Consider the following 8,297-nt stretch of genomic DNA (forward strand, 5'->3'; position numbering starts at 1 on the left):
GATCAGCTACGACGCCGACGGTGCGGTGGACACAATTAACACGATCCAGCCACATTTGGGCGGCACGCGTCAAATGTTGTCCGCCCCGATCACGGGCACGCTTGCCGACCAACCTCATCTTTACTCGTTCACGATCACGGAGGGAGAGCTTCGTAGCAGTCCCACCCAGAGCATCACGATTGGAGTTGATGTTGAGAATGCAGTCGGTGAGTTGCTGGATCTGACTGCGGGGACATCCGTCACCAACGGTTCGCGAACGACGAAAACATTCACGATCGATCAGCCGGGGACCTATCGATTGTTGGTTTCGGGTGCCCAGGCGACATCCTATACCGTCAACCTGTATGTCGCCGGAGACCTGAATCAGGACAATCAGATTGATGCAGCCGATCAATCCCTGTTCAGTAACGCGTTCGGCTCGACGGTTGGTCAGCCTACCTATCTTGTGGCGGCCGATGCGGATCGAGATGGGGACGTCGATCAAGTTGATCAGGTCGTGTTGCAAACGGGTTATGGATGGATCGCCAATCAAGCCCCGGCAATTGAAGTGCCCACCGGGGCGATGGAGATTCGAGGTGATCAGGTTCTCGCATTGGATGTCACTGCCCTGGCGAGCGACCCGGAATCCGATCCCGTCTATGTCGGTGTCTCGGCCGTATCTGGCGTTGATGCTCGCGTGCTCGGATCTGGCTTGGTCACACTTCGATCCACTTCTGCGATCGGCCAACAGGGGACGCTGGAGTTGGTTGCCGACGACTTCGTTCTCTCGTCGAATCCTCGATCGCTGTCTACAACAACGGTCGCTGCCGGTTTTGTGAAATTGGACGTCGGGGCAAGGGAAAGAACTCTCAGAGCGGGCGACGTTTCGTTATTGGTACTCCAAGGTGTTCGTGCCGATGGTTCTGTCATTGAACTATTGCCGGCGGAGGCGACGTTCACGACCAGTGATTCCGATGTGGCGATTGTGACGGACCGCGGATTGATTTCGGCGGGCGACCTTGGCACCACTGTCATTACGGTATCGGCGGCAGGGTTATCAGCGGCTGTTGCCATTGAGGTGGGCGAGCGTGCCGAACGATTGGTCGAGTTCTTTCCGCTCAGCTATGCCATGCAGTCTGGCCAGTCGCGTCAAATCGTCGTCCGCGAGCGATTGCCAGAAGCGTTGGTCGACTTGTCTGGGGCAGGCGGCGGTTCGGTCTACATTCCCGAAAATCCCTCCATCGTCACGGTGGATTCCGAGGGCACCTTGACCGCGGTTTCCGAAGGGACGACACGAGTCACAGTCATCAATGGCGGACGTGCGGCGGTGATTGACGTGTTGGTCGCGTCACCGACGGTGGGGACGGTCTCGATCGATGCCAGCGGTGGTCTGGTCGCCGACGGCACCGGAATTGTCGTGGGAGTGCCCGGGGGAGCGATCGACACCGCAAGGGACTTTGCGGTCCAACGTACGACAGAAAACGATTTACCGTACACATTGCCGGCCGGGTTTAACTTCGCGGCGGGCGTTTCCATCACCGGCGACGAAACGCCGACCGAGTTGCCGCTGAGTGTGGCGATCCCGGCGCCGGCGACCGCCTCGGCCGGTGATCAGTTTTATCTGATGCAACCGGTCGACGTTGTGCTTGAGGGAGGTGTGGTGGAACAAAGCTGGCGGTTGGTCGATTCGATGGTCGTTGGTGACGACGGTGTGGCTCGAACGACCAGTCCGCCAAACATCGGCGTGGGGGCGCGGAGTTGGAACAATGATCCCGCGGGGATCTTCAAGCCCAGTGCCGTGGCCTCGTATGCCATGGTGACGCCGGATTTGACGGGCTTCTTAGCGCTCCGTAACGATGTCCAAATCCGCGAAAAGCAATACAACGATTACTCGGCGCAACGTTTCGCCGGCGTGGTCAGTTTCGATCAGGCGACCGGTCCAGATGCCGGCGATCCAGAAAAACGCTTTTATGCGACCGCGGGTCCGTTTGGCGATTACTTTTTGCCGGTCGTTGCCGAGTTCGACTACGACATGGGATTCCATGCCGCACAACCGGAAGGTTTGGTGCTGCTGGAGACGAATCGTGTTCGGGTCAGCGAAGGTGAAACGATTCAGCGTCTGTTTCCGCTCAAGCCGCGTTTGATTACCGCGACGTTGACCGCGCCGACGATCAATTCGGCTGAAATACTGATCAGTTCGGCCAATGAAGCACCCCGTTTGATTCTCAAGGGCCAGAACTTTTTGTTCGAGAGCCCCTACGCTGACGCGGGCAGCTTGGGGACCAAGGTTTCCGATCTGTTCGTCACTTTCGAAATCGGTGGGCGTGACACGTTTGACACGGATGGGAAGGTGCTGCCGGTCGGCGGCTTGGACTACCGTGTCGACGGCTCCCTGTTGACCGGTGACGACCAGAACTTGGTCGTGCCCATTCCACAGGGCGTACTGGTCGGTGCGAGCACCATCACGGTTTCGCGTCCCAACAATGCGCCCTTGGATGGGAAGTTTGGACGTCAGATTTATACCAGCAACCCGGCGAGCCCGGTGACCCAAGGACGATACGCATTTGTGCCGTCCGGAGGGAAAGACACCATCACCGTTTATGATCTGTTCGCGACGCAGCCTTACCAGGGCGCCGACAAATTGGTTCCGAAGGCTGTTGCTGTGATTCCGCTAGGGGTGGGGCGTGATGACGGACATGTCGGCGGCGTCGCCCCACGCCACAGCGTGGTTTCGCCTGATGGGACGCGTGTTTACGTCACCTTGCAGCGCAGCGGTGAAATTGCGGTCATCGATGCGGTGGCGTTGCAGGAAGCGGATATGTTGACCGAAGAAGATCCGCGACTTGATGAGGCCGTCAACAAGGAAGGTGTTCAACCGATCGGTTTACCTCCGGGGGCTCAACCCTTTGACGCCGCGATCGATCCGCAAGGGCACTACCTGTTCGTCAGCGATTATCGCAACCCCAACGTCTACGTCGTCGACATCAACCCGTACTCGCCGACGTTTCACATGGTCGTCGATGCCATTGATTTTCCGGCGCGGGAGGTGCCGCGAGGGTTGCGAGGGATTGCGGTCGAACCCGATGGCAGTGCTTTGATGGTGACGGCGCCGTCGGGAACCATTTTCGAGAACGCCCCGGTCAACCGACCTGGGAAGGTGCTGCGGGTGGATTTGACTCCGCTTCGCGATGCGAATACCCGAAAACTGGTCGCCGGATCGGGCGAGCAGAGTGAAGCGCCGCCGATCGACGGACGATTGATTTTTGACAAGCAACGTCCCGATGCTGTGACAGAAGTCGGTCCCAACCCGTACGACATCACCGCAACCGACGAAGTCGGCGTGTTCTTGATCGTGGACCGCTCGGCCAGCAGCGAGGGCTTTGGCGTGCTTCGTCGCAACGTACGCGCCGAGGTCTTTGACTACGATTTTGTGGACTTAAACCCCTTCGGACGAATTCCGCGGTTGGTGGAAGGTCGCGGCACGCAAGCCTTTGGTGTTCGCAATGCCCAAAGTGTCGCCTTCGTGCCGGCTAATCTGTTCAAAGACGCATTAGGGGAAGACCACCCGTCGTATGCCTTTATCACTGGGTTCAACAAGTTCCGACCGGGAGACCCGATTAGCGATCCGTCGCTCGGAGTGTTTGATGCCTACAATCCGCTCTTCGAGCAGTGGGTCGATGGGCGGCGCATTTCGCGTTCGACGATCAGTGAATCCATTGTCGCCGGCGGCAATGTGGGGATCATTCGCAAACCGACCGGAGACTTCGATAGCCTTGTCAATCAACCTCGTCTTGTTGCGGCCACGCGTCCGATCGAAGCCGGGTTCCCTGATAATGTTGCCGTTTCGCAGACGACGGGCATCGCGTTGGCGAGTTTTACCGCGCGGGATTCCGTGTTCGGCTACGACGCAACGGCCACGATCCGTCTGATCGAGGAGTATTCTGACCGCGGGGTGCTCGACGCCTGGGGACAGTATCTCAATGGCGAGCCGCCGGAAAACTCGATTCCAGAGTTGTCCACGATTCTGCGCGGCCCGCTCTCAACGGTACCGATCGACGCCGTTTCCCCACAGGTTGCGATCGCCGGCGATTTTCGCTTTTTCTCGGACAGCCAGTCGGGAGGGCGACCGACGGTCGGATATGGAGTGCCGCCCAAAGACCCCTTCGGCAACGGGCCTCCAAACCTGTATGCGCCCCTGGGGACCGATCGAGCTCCGCGTGGAGTCAGTATCCAACCCAAACTGGATGGGAATCTGATCGGTTTGGCACCGACTCCCTACAACCAGTCGCCGAGCTTGCAAAGTTATCCCAATCAGGCCGCCGACGTGGAGACCGGGATTCAATCCGCCGCCGAGATCCAAACAGGTGCCTTCCACGAAACCCACTCGTTGGTGACGTACCAGTCGCAGGGGCAAAACCGAGGGCTGAACCTGCACTACGATTCACTCCGCGCTGAAACTCGTTTGATCCATTACTTTGCGCTGGCCAATGCCAACGCGATTGATCGAACCGGAGACCCGCGGCTGGCGGTCACGCTGTCGGCGAGAAACGCGGACGCGGTATTCGAGGCCAATGCCAAGCCATCCGATGCCTTACTGAAACAGTTGCGGGACGCTGGACTGTCCGAGAATACGTTTTTTACCAGCCTGCCCAAGTCCATCGACAAAGAGTCGCACTACGGGATCGGAATCCCGTTTGACTTAAGTGAAGCGGCAAGCGGTCTGTACACGTTGTCGTTGGATTACCAGATCGTTCGACAACAAGGCGGCCGATTGGTTGCCGAGCGAGTGCAGACGCAGACGGAACCGTTGGCGGTCGTCAACAGTCGGAAGGGCATTTTTGGCGCCGGCTGGGGATTAGAAGGCTACATGGAGTTGTTCGAGGGCGACAGCGGCGTGTTGCTGGTCGACGGCAACGGCACCGAACAGATGTTCCTTGCGCCTCAGGAGTTGGGGCAACCCTATACGCCGATTGCACTGGACTATTCCGAACTACGACAGGATGCCGACGGCCGATTCACGCGAAGAATGCTCGACGGCACGGTCTACGAATTTGATGAAGAGAACCGGCTTGCCGTCGTCCGCGATCGCCACGGGAACGAGACCGTCTTCGAACATAGCGGGCTGCATTTGGTATCAGTGACCGATCCGGTAGGGCTGGTGACGACGTTCAGTTACACCGGAGACCGGGTGACCAAAATCACCGATCCGGCGGGCCGCGAGACGACATTCGCCTATGCGGGCGATCAACTCGTCAGCATTACCGATCCCGACGATACGACGAGAACGTTCCAGTACGATGCGATGCCGTACGAACCCGATCCGCAAGCAAGGCCGTTGACGGGGCTGATCACGTCTCAGGTGTTCAAACGGGGCAACGCAGGAGACCCGTTGGACGATAAGTTCCGAGAAACGGTTTCGTACGACGGACAAGGCCGTGTCAGTGGTGGCGCGCGGATCGACAAACTCGAGTTTTCGCTACGTCCGTCACAGACCTTTGCCGTCCTGGACGTGCCCGACGCGTCTGCGTTTGAGACGGCACCAAGGCTGGAACTGCTGGCCGAACCGATGTCGCGGACCCAGGCGGACCGCCCAGAAGCTGCAAAGTGTGGGGTCGATCCGGACGACAATGGCGACGCGACGTTGGGCTATCGGGCCCAAGCGACTTACATTGATTTTCGTGGCAACGAAATTGAATACGAGGTCACGGGGTTCGGCCAGCTATCCAAGGTGGAAGACGAACTGGGCGTGGTTCGACGATTCGATCGATCCGAGGAGGGAGGCCAGATTCTCGCCGAGATCGATGGTCTGGGAAACGTGGTCTGTTTCGTCTACGACGTCTTCGGAAACATGGTCAAGCAGACAGATTTTCCCGGAGGCCCAGATTCCTCCATCGGCGTCTCGACCGAGTACGAATTCGATCTTGAGAAGAACAATCAACTTGTCAGCATCACCGAGAGCATTTCACAAGGTCAATACGGGCGGAAGACCGTTCACACGTTGAACGCGGTCGGGGATGCGATTGTTGTCACAACGAGTGTGCCGAGTGCACCCGAAGGCAACCCGGACTCGACGACCAAGCTGTTCTCTTACACGACCTCGGGGCTTCCGACGTCGGTCACCGACGGCGAAGGAAACGTCGTCATGTATACCTACGACACCTTCGAGCGAATGGATTCGACGGTTTTCTCAGATGGTCAAATGACCTTCACCTACGACGGAATCGAAGGCAACCTCGCATCAACGATCGATCCGGCCGGAGACGAGGTGCGGATGACGTACGATCCGATGAATCGGATCCTAACGACGACGAATGTTCTCGACGATGTGTCCTACGTCAGTACCAGCGAGTACGACGCCGAGGGCAACCCGGTCAGGCAGTCGGATCGAATCGGGACTGTCACGACGTTCGCCTATGATGTGCTCAACCGACCGATCGAACGCGTCGACGATGCCGGCGGCCTGCACTACACGACCCGATTCGGATACGACCTCGCGGGGCTCAGTCCAGGATACGCGGTTCAACAAGATCCATCGTATAGCTATCGAGTCGTCCGCAATCCGAGAGGCTTTTTCACCGCGGAGGTCTACGACAAACACAACTTGCTGATTCATTCGTATGACGAACTCGGGCGTGAAACGACCTTCACCTACGACGCCGCTCGCCGCCATGAAGATGATTACCTGCCCGGCGGAATCGTGATCGATCGTACGCTCGACGGACGCGGTCGCGTGGTCCGAGAGGTCGGGCCGACGGTCGAAGTCAGTCATTTCACCCATGACAATCTGAATCGTCTGACGCAGGTGATCTCCGAAAACGACGCCACCGCGGACCACGTGACGCAGTACGAGTACAACGTCTTCGACCTGGTCGGACTGGAAGTTGATCCTGAAGGCCATTTTAGACGGACGTACCACGATCGCGCCGGCAATCCGACGCGTGTCATTGAGGCTGCCGAATCGAGTGAGCCCTATTTCACTGAGTATGAATACGACAGCCGAAATCGCGTCGAAACCATCAACTACAACGGCGCCGCCACCGAAATCCTGACCTACTTCGCCGACGGCAACCTCGAAACACGGACGGACACGCGCGGTTTTACCAGCACGTTCGCCTACGATGCGATGGATCGGCAAATCACCATCACCAACGCCGAAAACGAAGTCACGAGTTTCTTTTATGACGGCAACGGGAACCTGGTCGGCACCGTTGACGGTCGAGGCGGAGGAGATCGCGAGAATGCGGCCTTCCGTTCGACGATGGTTTATGACGGGCTGAACCGAAAGATCGAATCGATCGATCCACTCGGAAACACGACGACCTATACCTATGACGCGGTCGGAAATCTGTTGACCGAAACCGATCCGCGCGGCGATGACGGATCCGGTGACTACACGTCCACCTACATCTACGATGCTCTCAACCGGCTCGAACGAGCAGAGTACCCGACCGGGGTGGTGTCCGAATTTGAATTCGATGCGGTGGGATACACGTCGGTCGAGAGGACGTTCGGGATCGGGGAAGTGGCCGTCAACTCGAATGAGACACGTTACCTCTATGATCAATCCGGCCGTCTGCGGAAGATGACCGATGGCGAGGGCTATGTCACGCAATATGACTACGACCAGATCGGAAATCTGATTCGATTGACCGATGTCCGGGGTGCCGCCTATCGCACCGAGTACGAATACGATCTGTTGAACCGGGAAATAAAGCGGACCATTGCCCCGAATAGTTTGGTCGAAGCGATATGGCAAACCGCCTACAACCCGATCGGATTGATCGATCAGACCACCGACCCGACGGGCTTGGTGATCGACTTGGAATACGACTCTCTGAAAAACCTGTCGACCCGTACGCGTCTTGGTTTAGTCGATCAATTTGTCTACGACGCGGGTGGGAATCTGATCGCCCAATCCGATCCTCGCGGCCAGTTTTACACGGTCAATTATGACTACGATAAGGTCGGGCGATTGGTGCGAGAATACGGCCCCACCGGTACGCCGGGAGACCCCGTTCCCTATGAGATCATCAACGAGTATGACGACGCGGGGAACTTGATTTCGCAATCCGATCCGCGAAACTCCGCTTGGCGAACCACCTACGAATACGATGCGGCCGGTCGAATGGTCCGCGAAACCGATGCAATGGGTTTCATCGCCCACATTGAATACGACGCAGCTGGGAACCAAATTGAACTCAGAGGACCACGAAGCGATTCCGGCACCGACAGCCGGTACGTGGTCACTCAGTATTTTGACGGCTTGAATCAATTGATCGGTGTGACCGAACCCGCGGATCCAAACTCCGGATCGACCA

At 57.9% G+C, this 8,297-nt stretch carries 1 protein-coding gene; it reads left to right on the forward strand.

Features of this window, described 5'->3' with window-relative positions:
* On the forward strand, positions 1 to 8,297 hold an 8,297-nt coding region (locus tag ABX749_RS13565), incomplete at both ends, for a dockerin type I domain-containing protein (protein WP_372896448.1).

Source organism: Stieleria sp. (genome assembly GCF_041595215.1).
Taxonomy (GTDB): Bacteria; Planctomycetota; Planctomycetia; order Pirellulales; family Pirellulaceae; genus Stieleria; species Stieleria magnilauensis.